Origin of the sequence: Enterobacter sp. Bisph1, assembly GCF_000814905.1 — a bacterium.
GTDB lineage: Bacteria > Pseudomonadota > Gammaproteobacteria > Enterobacterales > Enterobacteriaceae > Kosakonia.
Genome location: NZ_JXAG01000053.1, coordinates 67,280 through 85,802, shown reverse-complemented (window position 1 = coordinate 85,802; position 18,523 = coordinate 67,280). Strand labels below are relative to the sequence as shown.

The window sequence follows — 18,523 nt, the reverse complement described above, 5'->3', positions numbered from 1 at the left end:
GAATACCTCGAGTTATGTTCGTTTTCACTCATTAAATAAAAAGATATGAGTTTTACCGCGCCACGGAGGCCGTTATGTTGAGTATTTTTAGACCTTCCCCCCACAAGCCGCGTGTACCCGACGCGCAAGTTGATCCCTTATACCGTCGATTACGCTGGCAAATTTTCCTCGGCATCTTCTTCGGTTATGCCGCCTACTATCTGGTGCGCAAAAACTTTGCGCTGGCGATGCCCTATTTAGTTGAACAAGGTTTTTCCCGTGGCGATCTCGGTTTCGCGTTGTCCGGGATCTCCATTGCCTACGGTTTCTCGAAATTCATTATGGGCTCGGTGTCGGATCGCTCTAATCCGCGCGTTTTCCTGCCCGCCGGGTTAATTCTGGCGGCGGCGGTGATGCTGTTTATGGGCTTTGTGCCCTGGGCCACCTCCAGCATCATGGTGATGTTTGTGTTGCTGTTCCTGTGCGGCTGGTTCCAGGGAATGGGCTGGCCGCCGTGCGGGCGCACCATGGTTCACTGGTGGTCGCAAAAAGAGCGCGGCAGCATTGTGTCGGTGTGGAACTGTGCCCATAACGTTGGCGGCGGTATTCCTCCACTGCTGTTCCTGCTGGGGATGGCGTGGTTTAACGACTGGCATGCGGCGCTGTATATGCCGGCGTTTGGCGCGATCGTGGTGGCGATTATTGCCTTTGCGCTGATGCGCGACACCCCGCAATCCTGCGGCCTGCCGCCGATTGAAGAGTACAAAAACGACTACCCGGATGACTACAACGAAAAGCATGAACAGGAACTGACGGCCAAACAGATCTTCATGCAGTACATCCTGCCTAACAAACTGCTGTGGTACATCGCGGTGGCGAACGTCTTTGTCTACCTGCTGCGTTACGGCATTCTTGACTGGTCGCCAACCTACCTGAAAGAGGTCAAACACTTCGCGCTGGATAAATCCTCGTGGGCCTATTTCCTGTATGAATATGCGGGGATTCCGGGCACGCTGCTGTGTGGCTGGATGTCGGATAAGGTCTTTCGCGGCAATCGCGGTGCCACTGGGGTGTTCTTTATGACGCTGGTGACCATTGCGACAATCGTGTACTGGCTGAACCCGCCGGGGCAACCCCACGTTGATATGGCCTGTATGATCGTAATCGGCTTTTTAATCTACGGCCCGGTCATGCTGATCGGTCTGCATGCGCTGGAGCTGGCACCGAAAAAAGCAGCGGGTACCGCAGCGGGCTTTACCGGCCTGTTTGGTTATCTTGGCGGCTCCGTCGCCGCCAGCGCCATTGTCGGCTATACCGTCGATTTCTTCGGCTGGGACGGTGGCTTTATGGTGATGATTGGCGGCAGCATCCTCGCCGTTTTACTGCTGATTATCGTGATGATAGGCGAGAAGCGTCACCATGCGGAAATGCAGGCGCGTCGTCACTAAGGAGACAGTAGATGAAAAGCACTTTCAGTCGCATTACCCTGAGCCTGCTGCTGGCAGGCGCGTTAAGCAGCCAGGCGCTGGCCAGCGATAAAATCGTTATCGCCCACCGCGGTGCCAGCGGCTATCTGCCGGAACATACCTTACCGGCGAAAGCGATGGCCTATGCGCAGGGGGCAGATTATCTGGAACAAGATCTGGTGATGACCAAAGATGACCATTTGGTTGTCCTGCACGATCACTATCTCGACCGGGTAACGGATGTCGCCGAGCGCTTCCCGCAGCGCGCGCGCAAAGACGGGCGTTACTATGCCATCGACTTTACGCTGGATGAGATCCGCTCGCTGAAGTTCACTGAAGGCTTCGACGTGGAAAACGGCAAGAAAACCCAGGTTTATCCGGGGCGTTTCCCGATGGGTAAATCCGATTTCCGTATTCACACTTTCGAAGACGAGATCGAGTTTGTGCAGGGGCTGAACCACTCGACGGGCAAAAATATCGGTATCTACCCGGAGATTAAAGCACCGTGGTTCCACCATCAGGAAGGCAAAGACATTGCGGCGAAAACGCTGGAAGTGCTGAAAAAGTACGGCTACACCAGCAAGCAGGACAAGGTCTATCTGCAATGCTTTGACGCCGCCGAACTCAAGCGGATCAAAAATGAGCTTGAACCGAAAATGGGGATGGATCTCAAACTGGTGCAGCTGATTGCCTATACCAAATGGAATGAAACCCAGCAGAAGCAGCCGGACGGCAAATGGGTCAACTACAGCTATGACTGGATGTTTGAACCAGGCGCGATGAAGCAAATCGCCCAGTACGCCGATGGCATTGGTCCCGATTACCATATGCTGGTAGCCGAAGGCTCGAAACCGGGCAATGTGAAGCTCACGCCGATGGTGAAAGAAGCCCATGCCAGCCATTTGCAGGTGCATCCGTTTACCGTGCGCGCCGATCAGCTTCCGCCGTATGCCAGCGATGTCAATCAGCTGTATAAGGTGCTGTATCAGCAGGCGGACGTTGAGGGATTGTTTACCGACTTCCCCGACAAAGCGGTGCGGTTTCTGAATAAATCTGAATAAAGAGTAAAAACAAAAGGGCCAGTACAGGCCCTTTTTTACATCTCGATTTCGATATCGCCTTTCGCCCGGCAGCAGCAGGGCAAAATTTCCCCTTCGTTGATAAAGGCCAGCGGCTCGGCAATCCAGTCGACCTGGCCTGCTACCAGACGGCAGCGGCAGGAGCCGCAATATCCGGCCCGGCACTGATATTCAACTTCCACCTGATGCGATTCGAGCGCCACCAGCAGGGAAGGGTGCTCATCCCGGCACTGTACGTGCGTGCCGGAAAGGCTTAGCGTTACGCGGCTCATCAGAGCTGGAAGTTGCTCAGATCGTCGGTATCGACTTCAGAGTCAATCTGACCGACCAGATAGGAGCTCACTTCCACTTCCTGCGGCGCAACCTGCACGTTATCGGAAACCAGCCAGGTATTGATCCACGGAATCGGGTTGGAACGGGTCTGGAACGGCAGATCCAGCCCGACCGCCTGCATGCGGATATTGGTGATGTACTCCACGTACTGGCAGAGAATATCTTTGTTCAGGCCAATCATCGAACCGCCCTGGAACAGGTATTCCGCCCACTCTTTTTCCTGCAGCGCCGCCTGCACAAACAGGTCGTAGCACTCCTGTTTGCACTCTTCGGCAATCTCGGCCATTTCCGCATCATCGACGCCGGAGCGCAGCAGGTTCAGCATATGCTGGGTACCCGTCAGATGCAGGGCTTCGTCGCGGGCAATCAGGCGAATAATTTTGGCGTTGCCTTCCATCAGTTCGCGCTCGGCGAAAGCGAAAGAGCAGGCGAAGCTGACATAGAAGCGGATTGCTTCCAGCGCGTTAACGCTCATCAGACACAGATAGAGCTTCTTCTTCAGCTCGCGCAGGCTGACGGTCACGGTTTTACCGTTGACGTTATGCGTGCCTTCGCCGAGCAGATGCCAGTAGCTGGTCATTTCGATCAGCTCATCGTAGAAGCGCGAAATACCGTCCGCACGCTTGAGGATCTGCTCATTGGTGACGATATCGTCAAATACCACCGCCGGATCGTTAACGATATTGCGAATGATATGAGTATAAGAGCGTGAGTGGATAGTTTCTGAAAACGCCCAGGTTTCAACCCAGGTTTCCAGTTCCGGGATGGAGATTAGCGGCAGCAGCGCTACGTTCGGGCTGCGACCCTGAATAGAATCCAGCAGCGTCTGGTATTTCAGGTTGCTGATAAAGATGTGCTTTTCGTGTTCCGGCAGCGCCTGGAAATCGATACGGTCGCGGGAAACGTCAACCTCTTCCGGACGCCAGAAGAAGGAGAGTTGTTTCTCAATCAGCTTTTCGAAGATGTCATATTTTTGCTGATCGTAGCGCGCCACGTTTACCGGCTGGCCGAAGAACATCGGTTCTTGCAACTGATCGTTTTTCGTCTGTGAAAATGTGGTGTATGCCATGGAGTGAGTGTCCTGTCTTGCGAAAAAAAGGGCGGGTTTCCCCGCCCCTTAGTTAGATCTTACATGCGCCGCTTTCGCAGCCATCGTCCTGGATAGAAGGTGCCATGTCATCCTGCGCATCTTCCGCTCCATCGCGGGTGTTCTGATAGTACAGCGTTTTCACACCAAACTTGTAGGCGGTGAGCAAGTCTTTCAACAATTGCTGCATCGGGACTTTACCCGACGGGAAACGGGTCGGATCGTAGTTGGTATTCGCCGAAATCGACTGATCGATAAACTTCTGCATAATGCCGACCAGTTGCAGGTAACCGTCGTTATTCGGCATCTCCCACAGCAGTTCATAGGCATTTTTCAGCTGTTCGTAATCCGGCACTACCTGACGCAGGATGCCATCTTTCGACGCTTTGATGCTCACATGTCCGCGCGGCGGCTCAATACCGTTCGTGGCGTTAGAGATCTGCGAAGAGGTCTCTGACGGCATCAGCGCGGAAAGCGTAGAGTTACGCAGGCCGTGGGTTTTGATCGACTCGCGCAGCGCTTCCCAGTCGTAATGCAGCGGCTCGTTGGTGATGCCGTCGAGATCTTTCTTGTAGGTGTCGATCGGCAAAATACCCTGCGAGTAGGTCGTTTCGTTAAACCACGGGCACGCGCCTTGCTCTTTCGCCAGCTCGTTAGAGGCTTTCAGCAGCCAGTACTGAATAGCTTCGAAGGTCTGGTGCGTCAGGTTATTGGCGCTGCCGTCGGAGTAACGTTTACCGTTCTTCGCCAACCAGTAAGCAAAGTTAATCACGCCAATACCCAGCGTACGACGGCCCATTGCGCCGCGTTTCGCCGCCGGGATCGGGTAATCCTGATAATCCAGCAGGGCATCAAGGGCACGCACCGCCAGCGTCGCCAGCTCTTCCAGCTCGTCGAGGTTTTTAATCGCCCCAAGGTTAAAGGCAGACAGCGTACAGAGAGCGATTTCACCGCTTTCGTCGTTAACATCGTTCAGCGGCTTGGTCGGCAGAGCGATTTCGAGGCACAGGTTAGACTGGCGCACCGGCGCAACCATCGGGTCGAACGGGCTGTGGGTATTGCAGTGATCGACGTTCTGAATGTAGATACGGCCGGTAGAGGCACGTTCCTGCATCATCAGCGAGAACAGTTCCACCGCTTTAATACGCTGTTTGCGGATGCTGTCGTCTTTTTCATACTGCGTATACAGACGTTCAAACTCGTCCTGATTAGCAAAGAAGGCATCGTACAGGCCAGGCACGTCGGACGGGCTGAACAGGGTGATATCTTCCCCTTTCAGCAGACGGGTATACATCAGTTTGTTGATCTGTACGCCGTAGTCCATGTGACGCACGCGGTTGCCTTCTACGCCACGGTTGTTTTTCAACACCAGCAGGCTTTCCACTTCCAGATGCCACATCGGGTAGAACAGCGTCGCCGCACCGCCGCGCACGCCGCCCTGCGAGCAGGATTTCACCGCCGTCTGGAAGTGTTTGTAGAACGGGATACAACCGGTGTGGAACGCTTCGCCGCCACGGATCGGGCTACCCAGTGCACGAATGCGACCGGCGTTAATACCGATACCGGCGCGCTGGGAAACGTATTTCACAATCGCGCTGGAGGTAGCGTTAATAGAATCCAGGCTGTCGCCACACTCAATCAGTACGCAGGAGCTGAACTGACGGGTCGGCGTGCGTACGCCGGACATAATCGGCGTCGGCAGGGAAATTTTGAACGTCGAGACGGCGTCATAAAAACGCTTTACGTAGTCCAGACGGGTTTCACGCGGATAACCGGAGAACAGGCAGGCGGCCACCAGAATATAGAGGAACTGTGCGCTTTCGTAGATTTCACCGGTGACGCGGTTCTGCACCAGGTATTTGCCTTCCAGCTGCTTCACCGCAGCGTAGGAGAAGTTCATATCGCGCCAGTGGTCGATAAAACCGTCCATCTGCTGGAACTCTTCTTCCGTATAGTCTTCCAGCAGATGATGATCGTATTTACCCAGCTCAATCATTTTCTTCACATGATCAAACAGAGCAGGGGGTTCAAACTGGCCGTAGGCTTTTTTACGCAGGTGGAAAATCGCCAGGCGCGCCGCCAGGTACTGGTAGTCCGGCGCTTCGCGGGAGATCAGATCCGCGGCGGCCTTGATAATGGTCTCGTGGATATCTGACGTTTTGATACCGTCATAGAACTGAATGTGTGAACGCAGCTCAACCTGAGAAATGGAAACATTGCTCAGCCCCTCTGCGGCCCAATCCAGCACCCGATGAATTTTGTCGAGATTGATGCGCTCAGTGCCACCATCACGCTTTGTCACCAGCAGACTCTGATTCATGTGATTACCTGTCCGTGAAATAGAAAATATCCCCCCATATACCCACATCTCGTTGCTGTGTTTAGCTTTATGGGTGAATACTATATATAGGGGGTTTGCGATAAGATAAACGCTATATGGTGAGTATTCTAGTAAGGATTCTTTTCAGTACAAGAGTTGATTTTGAGGTTAAATTGAGGTTGCAACCTGGTAAGATTACCTAACTCCTCATGCTGTAAGGCCTGGCGGGCATGTCAATAATCTAAGAAAAAAAATCAAATTTTGATCGAGTGCTGATTTCTTCATCGAGAAAGGCGATTGCGCGGTTTGACCCTGCGCAATCTTTTATAACTTTAACGCATGACCTTAGTCGTTTTTTGCCGTGGTATGTAACATATAATTCACATCCACGCCCGGCCCTAAGGTAAATTTGTTCAATAGCGGGTTAAAATGGAGCCCGGTAATGTGCTGCTCCTGTAACCCCGTCTCGTCGACCCAGCTTAACAGCTCCGCAGGTTTAATAAATTTCTTCACGTCATGGGTGCCTTTTGGCACTAAGCGCAGGACATATTCCGCACCGATCACCGCCATCAGCCAGGCTTTACCGTTACGGTTAATGGTGGAGAAAAAGACGTGACCGCCGGGCTTAACCAGCTGCGCGCAGGCTTTCACCACCGATTGCGGATCCGGAACATGCTCCAGCATCTCCATACAGGTCACCACATCATACTGCTGCGCCTGTTTCGCCGCGTGCTCTTCAACGGTTTCCTGTACGTAATTCACCTGTACGCCGGATTCCAGCGCATGCAGGCGCGCCACCTGCAGCGGCTCAAAGCCCATATCCAGCCCGGTAACGTCTGCGCCTTCCTGCGCCATGCTTTCGGCCAGAATGCCGCCGCCGCAGCCGACATCGAGGACTTTCTTACCGAACAGGCCGCCCGCGTGTTCGCCAATATAGCCCAGACGCAGCGGGTTAATGCGGTGCAGGGGTTTAAACTCGCCTTCTTTATCCCACCAGCGTGAGGCGACCGCCTCAAATTTGGCGATTTCAGCATGATCCACATTCTGCGTAAGCGGCGTTTTTTCGGCATTCATCGGCGCAATAACTCCTCTATCAATAAGACCGCTGAGTATATCAGGCCAACGGCATGAATAAACCTTTACCGGGGTGTTATAGGTTTACCTCTCTCTAAGCGGTTGTGTTATAATTTGCGACCTTTGAATCCGGGATACAGTAGAGGGATAGCGGTTAGATGAGCGACCTTGCGAGAGAAATTACACCGGTTAACATTGAGGAAGAGCTTAAGAGCTCCTATCTGGATTATGCGATGTCGGTCATTGTTGGCCGTGCGCTTCCGGACGTCCGAGATGGCCTGAAACCGGTTCACCGTCGCGTACTTTACGCCATGAACGTATTGGGCAATGACTGGAATAAAGCCTACAAAAAATCAGCCCGTGTCGTTGGTGACGTAATCGGTAAGTACCATCCCCATGGTGATTCCGCAGTGTATGACACCATTGTCCGTATGGCGCAGCCGTTCTCGCTGCGTTACATGCTGGTCGATGGTCAAGGCAACTTCGGTTCTATCGATGGCGACTCCGCGGCGGCGATGCGTTATACGGAAATCCGCCTGGCGAAGATTGCCCATGAATTGATGGCCGATCTGGAAAAAGAGACCGTTGATTACGTCGATAACTACGACGGCACTGAACGCATTCCTGACGTTATGCCGACCAAGATCCCGAACCTGCTGGTCAACGGTTCGTCCGGTATCGCGGTGGGTATGGCGACCAACATTCCGCCCCATAACCTAACGGAAGTGATCAACGGTTGCCTGGCCTATATCGACAATGAAGACATCACCATTGAAGGGCTGATGGAGCACATTCCGGGGCCGGACTTCCCGACGGCGGCGATTATCAACGGTCGTCGCGGCATCGAAGAAGCCTATCGCACCGGTCGCGGCAAGATCTATATTCGCGCGCGCGCGGAAGTGGAAGCTGACGCGAAAACCGGTCGTGAAACCATCATCGTGCATGAAATTCCGTACCAGGTGAACAAAGCGCGCCTGATCGAGAAAATTGCCGAGCTGGTGAAAGAAAAACGCGTCGAAGGCATCAGCGCCCTGCGCGATGAGTCCGATAAAGACGGCATGCGCATCGTGATTGAAGTCAAACGCGATGCCGTGGGCGAAGTGGTGCTGAACAACCTCTACTCCCAGACGCAGCTGCAGGTCTCCTTCGGTATCAACATGGTTGCCCTGCACCATGGTCAGCCGAAGATCATGCCGCTGAAAGATATTCTGGCCGCGTTTGTGCGCCACCGCCGTGAAGTGGTGACCCGTCGTACCATTTTCGAACTGCGTAAAGCCCGTGACCGCGCGCATATCCTCGAAGCGCTGGCGATTGCGCTGGCGAACATCGATCCGATTATTGAGCTGATTCGCCGCGCGCCAACGCCGGCGGAAGCGAAAGCGGGTCTGATCGCGCAGGCGTGGGATCTGGGCAGCGTGGCGGCCATGCTGGAGCGTGCGGGCGATGACGCCGCGCGTCCGGAGTGGCTGGAGCCGGAATTCGGTATCCGCGACGGTAAATACTATCTGACGGAACAGCAGGCGCAGGCGATTCTGGATCTGCGTTTGCAGAAACTGACCGGCCTTGAGCATGAAAAACTGCTCGACGAGTACAAAGAGCTGCTGGAGCAGATTGCCGAGCTGCTGCATATCCTCGGCAGCGCTGAGCGTCTGATGGAAGTGATCCGCGAAGAGCTTGAACTGGTTCGCGAACAGTTTGGCGACGCGCGTCGCACCGAAATTACCGCGAATACCGCCGATATCAACATCGAAGACCTGATCAACCAGGAAGATGTTGTGGTGACGTTGTCGCATCAGGGCTATGTGAAGTATCAGCCGCTGACCGATTACGAAGCCCAGCGTCGCGGTGGTAAAGGTAAATCGGCCGCGCGCATCAAAGAAGAAGACTTTATTGACCGCCTGCTGGTGGCCAACACCCATGACACGATCCTCTGCTTCTCCAGCCGTGGTCGCCTGTACTGGATGAAGGTTTACCAACTGCCGGAAGCGAGCCGTGGCGCGCGTGGTCGTCCGATCGTCAACCTGCTGCCGCTGGAGCAGGATGAGCGTATTACCGCGATTCTGCCGGTCCGCGTGTACGAAGAGGGCGTCAACGTCTTTATGGCGACCGCCAGCGGTACGGTGAAGAAAACGGCGCTGACGGAGTTCAGCCGTCCGCGCTCTGCCGGGATTATTGCCGTTAACCTTAACGAAGGCGATGAGCTGATTGGCGTCGATCTGACCTCGGGCAGCGATGAAGTGATGCTCTTCTCCGCCGCCGGCAAAGTTGTGCGCTTTAAAGAAGGCGCCGTGCGTGCGATGGGTCGTACCGCGACCGGCGTACGCGGCATTCGGCTTGCGGAAAACGACAGCGTGGTTTCGCTGATCGTTCCTCGCGGTGAAGGCGCTATCCTGACGGTGACGCAGAACGGCTACGGTAAACGTACCGCAGAAACCGAGTACCCGACCAAATCCCGTGGTACCCAGGGCGTTATCTCCATCAAAGTGACCGAGCGTAACGGTTCGGTGGTGGGCGCGGTGCAGGTTGCTGATAGCGACCAGATCATGATGATCACCGATGCCGGTACGCTGGTGCGTACGCGGGTATCTGAAATCAGCGTGGTAGGGCGTAATACCCAGGGCGTAATTCTGATCCGTACAGCGGAAGATGAAAACGTGGTGGGTCTGCAGCGTGTTGCTGAGCCGGTGGATGATGAAGAGCTTGATTCCATCGACGGCAGCGTGGCGGAAGGTGACGATGACATCGCACCGGAAGTCGACACCGACGACGACGTGGCGGACGACGACGCCGAGTAACGCGTAACGAGGGCCGGTTTCCGGCCCTTTTTCATTGCCTTGCGGCCTTAGCGATTTATCGCTACTTTAATCACACTCTTTTTTAACTTCCTTGTGGCGGAGTTTCTCCGGTTGAAATACCTCGTCTCGTTTCGCAGTACCCTGAAAGTCTCCCGTTATTTATTCAGGGCGCTGGCGCTATTGCTCTGGCTGTTAATTACCCTATTTTCCGTCTTTTATATCGTTAACGCCTTGCATGATAAAGAGTCGGAAATTCGCAAGGAATTCAATCTCAGTTCTGACCAGGCGCAGCGCTATATTCAGCGTACCTCCGATGTGATGAAAGAGCTGAAGTACATCGCTGAAAATCGCCTGACGGCGGAAAACGGCATTCTCACGTCGCGTAGCCGCGACGATAAAACCGAAGTGCCGACATTTTTACCGCTATTTCCCGATTCTGATTGTTCTGCCATGGGCAGCTCATGGCGTGGTTCGCTGGAGTCGCTGGCGTGGTTTATGCGCTACTGGCGGGATAATTTCTCTGCGGCCTACGATCTCAATCGCGTGTTTTTGATCGGCAGTGACAATCTCTGTATGGCCGATTTTGGTCTGCGCGATCTGCCGGTCGAGCGTGACGACACGCTGAAAAGCCTGCATGAACGCATCGTTAAATTCCGCAATGCACCGCAGGACGAGCGCAGTAATAATCTCTACTGGATGACCCAGGGCCCGCGTCCGGGAATCGGTTACTTTTATGCGCTGACGCCGGTTTACCTCGGTAATCGCCTGCAAGCGATGCTCGGCACCGAGCAGTCGATCCGCATGGAAAACTTCTTTACCCCCGGCAGCCTGCCGATGGGGGTGACCATTATCGATGATAACGGCCATTCGCTGGTCTCGTTGACCGCTCAGGATAGCGCTATTGCCGTCGATCCGCGATGGATGCAGGAGCGTTCATGGTTTGGCTACACGTCGGGTTTCCGTGAGCTGATCCTGAAAAAGACCCTACCGCCGTCGTCCCTGAGCGTAGTGTATTCGGTTCCGGTAGATATGGTGCTGGAACGTATTCGCATGCTGATCCTCAACGCCGTGCTGCTAAATGTGCTGGTCGGCGTGGCGCTGTTTACCCTGGCGCGCATGTATGAGCGACGGATCTTTATTCCGGCGGAGAACGATGCCCAGCGGCTGGAAGAGCATGAGCAGTTCAACCGTAAAATCGTTGCCTCTGCGCCGGTGGGGATCTGTATCTTGCGCACCCAGGACGGAACCAACATTCTCAGTAATGAGCTGGCGCACAACTATCTCAATATGCTGACGCATGAAGACCGGCAGCGGCTGACGCAAATCATCTGCGGGCAGCAGGTCAATTTTGTCGATGTGTTGACCAGCAATAATACCAATCTGCAAATCAGCTTTGTCCATTCACGCTATCGCAATGAAAACGTGGCGATTTGCGTGCTGGTGGATGTCTCTGCCCGCGTGAAAATGGAAGAGTCGTTGCAGGAGATGGCCCAGGCGGCGGAGCAGGCAAGCCAGTCGAAATCGATGTTCCTCGCTACCGTCAGCCATGAGCTACGTACTCCGCTGTACGGCATTATCGGTAACCTCGATCTGCTGCAAACCAAAGAGCTGCCGAAAGGGGTCGACAGGCTGGTCACCGCGATGAACAACTCCTCCAGCCTGCTGCTGAAAATCATAAGCGACATCCTCGACTTCTCGAAAATTGAATCTGAGCAGTTGAAAATCGAGCCGCGTGAATTCTCTCCCCGCGAAGTGATGAGCCATATCACCGCCAACTATCTGCCGCTGGTGGTGCGCAAACAGCTCGGGCTGTACTGCTTTATTGAACCCGATGTGCCGCTGGCGCTGAACGGCGATCCGATGCGCTTACAGCAGGTTATCTCCAATCTGTTAAGCAACGCGATCAAGTTCACCGATATCGGCTGTATCGTGCTGCATGTGCATCGCGATGAGGATTACCTCAGTATCCGCGTGCGCGATACCGGTGTTGGCATCCCGGGTAAGGAAGTGGTGCGCTTGTTCGATCCTTTCTTCCAGGTGGGCACCGGCGTGCAGCGTAATTTCCAGGGTACCGGGCTGGGTCTGGCGATTTGTGAAAAACTCGTCAACATGATGGACGGCGATATCTCGGTCGATACGGAACCGGGTATGGGGAGCCAGTTCACCATTCGTATTCCCCTTTATGGCGCAGCGCCCCCTGTTCGCGCTGAAGTCGATGGACTGGCGGAAACGACCTGCTGGCTGGCGGTACGCAATGCGTGGCTATCGGGCTATCTGGAGAAGCTGCTGCAGTGGAACGGCATCCAGGTTCAGCAGTACGATGGGCGCGCGCTGGGCAACCAGGATACGCTGATTACCGATGATGACCTCGCGCAGCCGTGGACCGGTCGTGCAGTGATTATTTTCTGCCGTCGCCATATCGGTATCCCCGTTGAGCGCGCGCCGGGAGAGTGGTTACACAGCGTTGCCTCGCCGCACGATCTGCTGACGCTGCTGGGACGGATTTATCGCGTGCAGGTTGTCGAGCCGCAAGCGGTCAATGTTCAGCCGGTTGAGGCCCGTGAAACCCGTAATGACGATATGATGATCCTGGTGGTCGACGATCACCCGATCAACCGCCGCCTGCTGGCGGATCAGTTGGGATCGCTGGGGTATCAGTGCAAAACCGCCAATGACGGCGTAGATGCGCTCAATGTACTCAGCAAGAATCCTATCGATATTGTGCTCAGTGACGTCAACATGCCGAATATGGACGGTTATCGTCTGACGCAGCGTATTCGTCAGTTAGGGCTGACGCTGCCGGTGATTGGCGTGACGGCTAACGCGCTGGCGGAAGAGAAGCAGCGCTGTCTGGAGTCGGGCATGGACAGCTGTTTGTCGAAGCCGGTGACGCTGGATGTGCTGAAACAAACGCTGGCGGCCTATGCCGCGCGGGTACGCAACAGCCGCAGTTAAGCAAAAAAGAACCCCGGCGGTTGCCGGGGTTGCGGGATTAATCTTTATCCGTTTGCGTCAGGGTCACTGACGAGAGGTAGTTCAGCAGGGCAATATCGTTATCAACACCCAGTTTCATCATTGCTGATTTCTTCTGGCTACTGATGGTTTTGATGCTGCGGTTCAGCTTCTTGGCAATTTCGGTTACCAGGAAACCTTCAGCGAAGAGACGCAGTACTTCGCTCTCTTTCGGTGACAGGCGTTTGTCGCCGTAACCGCCCGCGCTGATTTTTTCCAGCAGTCGGGAGACGCTTTCCGGGGTAAACTTCTTCCCTTTCTGCAGTGCCGCCAGCGCTTTCGGCAGGTCTGTCGGTGCGCCCTGTTTCAACACAATGCCTTCGATATCGAGATCCAGCACCGCGCTCAGGATCGCCGGGTTATTGTTCATGGTCAGAACAATAATCGACAGCGTCGGGAAGTGACGTTTAATGTATTTGATAAGCGTAATGCCATCGCCGTATTTGTCGCCCGGCATTGACAGATCGGTTATCAATACGTTTGCCTCAAGTTTCGGCAGGTTGTTTATCAGCGCTGTAGAGTCTTCAAATTCACCGACAACGTTAACCCATTCGATTTGTTCGAGTGACTTGCGAATACCGAACAGTACAATCGGATGGTCATCGGCAATAATTACGTTCATATTGTTCATGTATTAGGCTACCTTGCTACAGCAAGCTTTTGACGTACTTGTCAATGTCGCTGATGTAATTTTCTATGCCTGGAGCATCACTCTCGCGAATTAAGTGCTCCAGCGTTTCACACAACTGCTTACCAGGTACCAGATTAAGCATGGCAAACACCCCTTTCAGGCGGTGTGCCGTCTGCGCAAGCGCAGCGAAATCACGCAGCGCCGACTCAGTATACAACCTCTTAACATCATCCGGTACTGTGTCAACAAACAGCGCGTAATAGCCGCTGGCGTGGAGCTCGGCGTTCTCGTCGCCCCCCAAAGGCGACTCCGGTACATCCTCCTGCGCCAGCTGCTCTTCAATGAGCTGCAATATTGCTCCCTGCATTGCGTTGCTCATATTAAAATTGACGCGCAATTGGCCTGGGCCAATTTTCCGCACGCCTGCCTCATCATCGCTTAAAAGCAAACCTGAGGCAGTAAGATTAGACGGATTATCTGTCAAAAAAAGATCATATTCTTGACTTGATAACCTTTCATCCGGGGAAATACAACTCGCTCCCCAATTTTCCAGCTGTCGAACCACGATATTACGGATTTCATTAGAGGTAATATCGATCATTGCTACCACATCATCGAGGAGTTTTTCTTCACTTTCGGCCTGCTGCGCACGGGCCGCCATTTTAACATGCAGTGAATAGCGGGTGCCCAAATCTTCCCGCGCTTTAATGTTGAGATGGCCGCCCAGCTTACGCGCCAGCTGATCGCATAGCCAGAAGGTGAGGGCGTTCGCTTTGCCGTACTGATCGCCCTGAGTATCGTTGAGGAACGGAAAATGAAGATTATCAATTTCGCTGGCGTTAACGCCAACGCCGGTATCCAGTATACGGAAGGTCAGGCGGTCTTCCGCCGATTCATCCCGGGTGACTTCGAGGGTAATTTTACCCATTTGCGTGGTAGTGACGGCGTACTGAATCAACAGCAGCAGGATGCGCCGTAACGCATCGCGATCGCCATGACGCTCTTCATTTGCCGGCAATGCGTTATTGATAAGCAGCTGCAGGCCTTTACGTTTAATCACCGGCAGGACTTCCGGCACCACTTCGTCAATCAAATCCTGGATGGAGAATAGGGTAGATGTCCCTTTCCAGCTATCGCTCTCCAGCATATTCGCCAGCTGAATTTCATCCACCAGCTGTACCAGCCGATCGGCGTGATCGGCAACGAGGTTACCCTCCTGGCTTTGCAGGGCCGCCGCTTCGCTGGCCAGCGCTTTTACCGGCTGTTTGAGCGATTCGGCAAGATTGCTCATAAAGGTAGCGCGACCCTGCTGGTTTTTCTCATACAGCCGCTGTGCCTGCTTAAGCTTTTTATTCACCAGCACTTCGCGGTCCTGGTCGCGAATAATAAAGATCTGCGTACGCGAGGCTACCTGGCTGCGGAACTGGCGAATTTCGTACAGCTCGTTATTGATGGTGGCCTGAATCACCCCCTGATGCTGGTCAGCCATGGCGGTAATATTCTGCAAATTCAGATGCGGCAGCAGATGATCGGCGATTTTATTACTCAATACCGTGCGGTTCGCTTCCTGATCGTGTACCAGCAGCCCCAGCGGCAGCAGGGAGACAATCTCTTCATTGAACGCGCGCAGTACCCGCAGTTCGTTATTTGCGCCGGGCGCGACCAGGCTGTCGCTCTTACGCCCCGGCAGCTGGCGAAAGGTGGTGTAACCGAACAGCGCCAGCGCCAACAGGCCGATATTCAGCAGCAGCGGCAGCAAAATATTTTGCAGCGTATCCAGCAGCAGCGTGCCAAAGGGCACCTGCCAGACCAGACGCTGCCCGGTGCCGTTCAGCGCCGAGGAGATTTCAATCCGCGAGCTATTAAAGTTCACGGTTGCGCTGTCAGTGGCTTCTTTATCCTGCCTGCTCGCGCTGCTTTGTGTGGAGTCACGATCGAGACGGAAGCTATCCAGCGTCATGCCGGGTGGGATGAGGTCATTAATCGGTAAATCGAATGCGACCACCGTTGCCAAATGGCCGGGCTGGTTAAAAGTGGTGCGCAGGGTGAAATAGTGACCGTTTTGCCAGGCCAGATGACGCAACGTAGAGAAGCTCTCACGCTCATCAAGGGCGTTAGCCTGCTGCAGCATCTCGGCTCGGCGGGAATCGACAAGGGTGCTAATAGTGGTGTCTTTAAAGCCGGAGGAGAGATCCTTGAGCGGCAGTGTTGACACCAGGATCATGCTGTTATCCTGGCCATTAAGATAGTACATCGACCAGGGAACCGTTTCCGCGCCCCACAGCGTGTCGAGATAGTTCGAGATGCGCTGCGTCATTTCAAGGGTCGAGCCGTCATGGGAGCCAAAAATTAACGCTTCCGTTTTACGTCGCGGTTTTTCCAGGTAGTAGACATCCTGCTTCAGACGCGTTTCTTGCAAGCCGTCGCCCGCTGAAGCGGCAGGAGCCGCAGCGATATTGTCATAGATCTGCCAGGTCGCGTAGCGCCAGGTGTCGATACGCTTATGAATAGCATGGGTGATATCGACGATTTGATAGCTTTTATCTTTTAACCAGGCGTTGACCGCACTCTGGATCATCACCCCCATTGTTACCAGCAGGACGATAATCAACAACAGGAAGTAACGGGTGATGTTGCCCGGTATCAGGGAAAATTTGCCAGGGATCATTGTGTCCGATCGACTCATTCTTGTGTGGAACCCGTTATGACAACACTGCGGATAACACTCAGCGCGCGCTGAGACAATGTTGCTGCCAAGCCGTAAAAGCCGCCAAAAAAACCGCGGCGAACGTATTGATGTTGTGTTGCAGTGCTGTGTACAGCAGGCAGTATATCGGGTAATGGGTGAATTTCCAGATTCTCTTTTCCGCTTTAGCCACGAAAAGAGCAGGGATATGTGCTTTTCTTCACTTCATTAACGGATGTGCACAAATAGAAGGGATAGTACAGATATTTGTGGCGCAGTTGCAGGAATATCGCACCTAATAACAAAGCATTCAACTGCACATTATGTCACCGATGGACGGTTTGCATATCAAATGATTACTTAATAGTCGTTACAAATAGTGACTATTTCGCCTGCGCTATTCACCTTGCGTAAAGAAAGGTAAAAAAAAACCGAATGCCGCGCATTCGGTTTCAAAAGAGGTAAACAGACATTCAGATTCGAATGACGGTAATAAATAAAGTTAATGATGATAGCGCTGAATATTTTAGTTGCGATTGAAAAAGAAGGTTTTGCATTGAGTGCGGTAAAATAACTATATCTCAATATATTGTTTTTATTATTGTTTTTATTAATTCTTGACCATTAATGCGTATTCCTTTAGCGATTTGTGCGGAAAAAAGTTCCCTGTTTTTTACAAATTGAAACACCTATCATTCATTATGAAACATCTTCGAAATTTTCGTATCATATTCTCGTTGGATTATTTCTCTTTTTTAAGGACAATGGCTTTGCCAGCTGATTAGAGGGTTAGTCAGCACGCAGTGGCAATAAAAATGCATATAACAGAGGGTTTATAAAATGAAAGTAAAAGTTCTCTCCCTGCTGGTTCCGGCTCTGCTGGTCGCAGGTGCAGCAAATGCAGCTGAAATTTATAATAAAGATGGCAACAAATTAGATCTGTACGGCAAAGTAGACGGTCTGCACTATTTCTCTGATGACAAAGGTTCTGATGGTGATAAGACTTATGTGCGTTTTGGCTTCAAAGGCGAAACCCAGGTTAACGATCAGGTAACCGGCTACGGTCAGTGGGAATACAACGTTCAGGCGAACAAAGAAGAAGGCGCAAGCGATCAGGCCTGGACGCGTCTGGCGTTCGCCGGTATCCGCGTGGCTGATGCGGGTTCTTTCGACTACGGTCGTAACTACGGCGTCATTTATGACGTGACTTCCTGGACCGACGTGCTGCCAGAATTCGGTGGCGATACCTACGGCTCCGACAACTTTATGCAGTCCCGTGCTAACGGCGTTGCAACCTACCGTAACACCGACTTTTTCGGTCTGGTTGATGGCCTGAACTTTGCCCTGCAGTATCAGGGTAAAAACGGCAGCACCGGCGGTGAGAACACTAACGGTCGTAGCCTGCTGAACCAGAATGGCGACGGCTACGGCGCGTCACTGACCTACGATCTGGGCGCAGGCTTCAGCGTGGGTGGCGCAATGTCCTCTTCCAAACGTACTGCTGACCAGAACGTAGCGAGTGCTAATCTGTACGGTGACGGCGAGCACGCTGAAGTGTACAGCGGCGGCCTGAAATATGATGCCAACAACATCTACCTGGCGGCACAGTACTCCCAGACCTATAACGCCACCCGTTTCGGTACTTCTAACGGTCGTAACCCGACCACCGCATACGGTTTTGCCAACAAAGCGCAGAACTTTGAAGTGGTTGCGCAGTATCAGTTCGACTTCGGTCTGCGTCCGTCCATCGCCTACCTGCAGTCTAAAGGCAAGGACATCAGCAACAACATCGGTACGGTTAACTACGGTGACCAGGATATCCTGAAATATATCGATCTTGGCGCGACCTACTACTTCAACAAAAACATGTCCACCTACGTTGATTACAAAATCAACCTGCTGGACGAAAACGACTTTACCCGCTCCGCTGGCATTGCCACCGACAACGTCGTAGGGCTGGGCGTGGTTTACCAGTTCTAAATTAACCACCTTAATGATTCAGGGGCCGCGAGGCCCCTTTTTGTTTCCTGTCCCGGTCAACGCGCCGGTTTTGGTGTAGGC

11 protein-coding genes are annotated in these 18,523 nt (G+C 53.4%); 5 read left to right on the top strand and 6 right to left on the bottom strand.

The window, feature by feature from the left end:
• The first annotated feature begins 74 nt into the window (after positions 1 to 74).
• A complete protein-coding gene (gene glpT, locus RW65_RS20770) occupies positions 75 to 1,427 on the top strand; it encodes a glycerol-3-phosphate transporter (protein ID WP_039058745.1) in 1,353 nt (450 codons plus the stop codon).
• Between the two features lie 11 nt (positions 1,428 to 1,438).
• The gene (gene glpQ, locus RW65_RS20765) at positions 1,439 to 2,506 is read left to right on the top strand and encodes a glycerophosphodiester phosphodiesterase (RefSeq protein ID WP_039058744.1); all 1,068 of its coding nucleotides are present in this window, start codon (positions 1,439 to 1,441) and stop codon (positions 2,504 to 2,506) included.
• Positions 2,507 to 2,541: 35 nt separating this feature from the next.
• On the opposite strand, the gene yfaE is transcribed toward glpQ, so the two are convergent.
• The 4 genes from yfaE to ubiG all read right to left on the bottom strand — a co-directional run bounded on the left by yfaE (position 2,542) and on the right by ubiG (position 7,338).
• Positions 2,542 to 2,796 carry a class I ribonucleotide reductase maintenance protein YfaE gene (yfaE, locus tag RW65_RS20760; protein WP_039058743.1) on the bottom strand — a complete coding sequence of 85 codons (255 nt, stop codon included), beginning with the start codon at positions 2,794 to 2,796 and terminating at the stop codon, positions 2,542 to 2,544.
• Positions 2,796 to 3,926, bottom strand: a complete 1,131-nt coding sequence (nrdB, locus tag RW65_RS20755; protein ID WP_039058742.1) for a class Ia ribonucleoside-diphosphate reductase subunit beta — start codon at positions 3,924 to 3,926, stop codon at positions 2,796 to 2,798. Before nrdB ends, yfaE begins: the two co-directional genes overlap by 1 nt.
• Before the next feature lie 52 nt (positions 3,927 to 3,978).
• Positions 3,979 to 6,264 (bottom strand): class 1a ribonucleoside-diphosphate reductase subunit alpha, encoded by a 2,286-nt coding sequence (gene nrdA, locus RW65_RS20750; RefSeq protein ID WP_039058741.1) that lies wholly within the window; start codon positions 6,262 to 6,264, stop codon positions 3,979 to 3,981.
• Between the two features lie 345 nt (positions 6,265 to 6,609).
• Positions 6,610 to 7,338 (bottom strand): bifunctional 2-polyprenyl-6-hydroxyphenol methylase/3-demethylubiquinol 3-O-methyltransferase UbiG, encoded by a 729-nt coding sequence (ubiG, locus tag RW65_RS20745; RefSeq protein WP_039058740.1) that lies wholly within the window; start codon positions 7,336 to 7,338, stop codon positions 6,610 to 6,612.
• Positions 7,339 to 7,496: 158 nt separating this feature from the next.
• On the opposite strand from ubiG, the gene gyrA reads away from it, so the two are divergent.
• Both gyrA and rcsC read left to right on the top strand, forming a co-directional pair.
• The gene (gyrA, locus tag RW65_RS20740; protein WP_039058739.1) at positions 7,497 to 10,133 is read left to right on the top strand and encodes a DNA topoisomerase (ATP-hydrolyzing) subunit A; all 2,637 of its coding nucleotides are present in this window, start codon (positions 7,497 to 7,499) and stop codon (positions 10,131 to 10,133) included.
• A gap of 111 nt (positions 10,134 to 10,244) precedes the next feature.
• Positions 10,245 to 13,088 (top strand): two-component system sensor histidine kinase RcsC, encoded by a 2,844-nt coding sequence (gene rcsC / locus RW65_RS20735; protein ID WP_039058738.1) that lies wholly within the window; start codon positions 10,245 to 10,247, stop codon positions 13,086 to 13,088.
• A 37-nt stretch (positions 13,089 to 13,125) separates the two neighbouring features.
• On the opposite strand, the gene rcsB is transcribed toward rcsC, so the two are convergent.
• Together rcsB and rcsD are read right to left on the bottom strand one after the other, a co-directional pair.
• On the bottom strand, positions 13,126 to 13,776 hold the full coding sequence (rcsB, locus tag RW65_RS20730; RefSeq protein WP_039058737.1) for a response regulator transcription factor RcsB: 651 nt from the start codon (positions 13,774 to 13,776) through the stop codon (positions 13,126 to 13,128).
• A gap of 16 nt (positions 13,777 to 13,792) precedes the next feature.
• Positions 13,793 to 16,462 (bottom strand): phosphotransferase RcsD, encoded by a 2,670-nt coding sequence (gene rcsD, locus RW65_RS20725; protein ID WP_082022472.1) that lies wholly within the window; start codon positions 16,460 to 16,462, stop codon positions 13,793 to 13,795.
• A gap of 840 nt (positions 16,463 to 17,302) precedes the next feature.
• Between rcsD and RW65_RS20720 the strand changes: the two genes are divergently transcribed.
• Positions 17,303 to 18,442 (top strand): porin OmpC, encoded by a 1,140-nt coding sequence (locus RW65_RS20720; RefSeq protein WP_039058735.1) that lies wholly within the window; start codon positions 17,303 to 17,305, stop codon positions 18,440 to 18,442.
• The last annotated feature ends 81 nt before the right edge of the window (positions 18,443 to 18,523 follow it).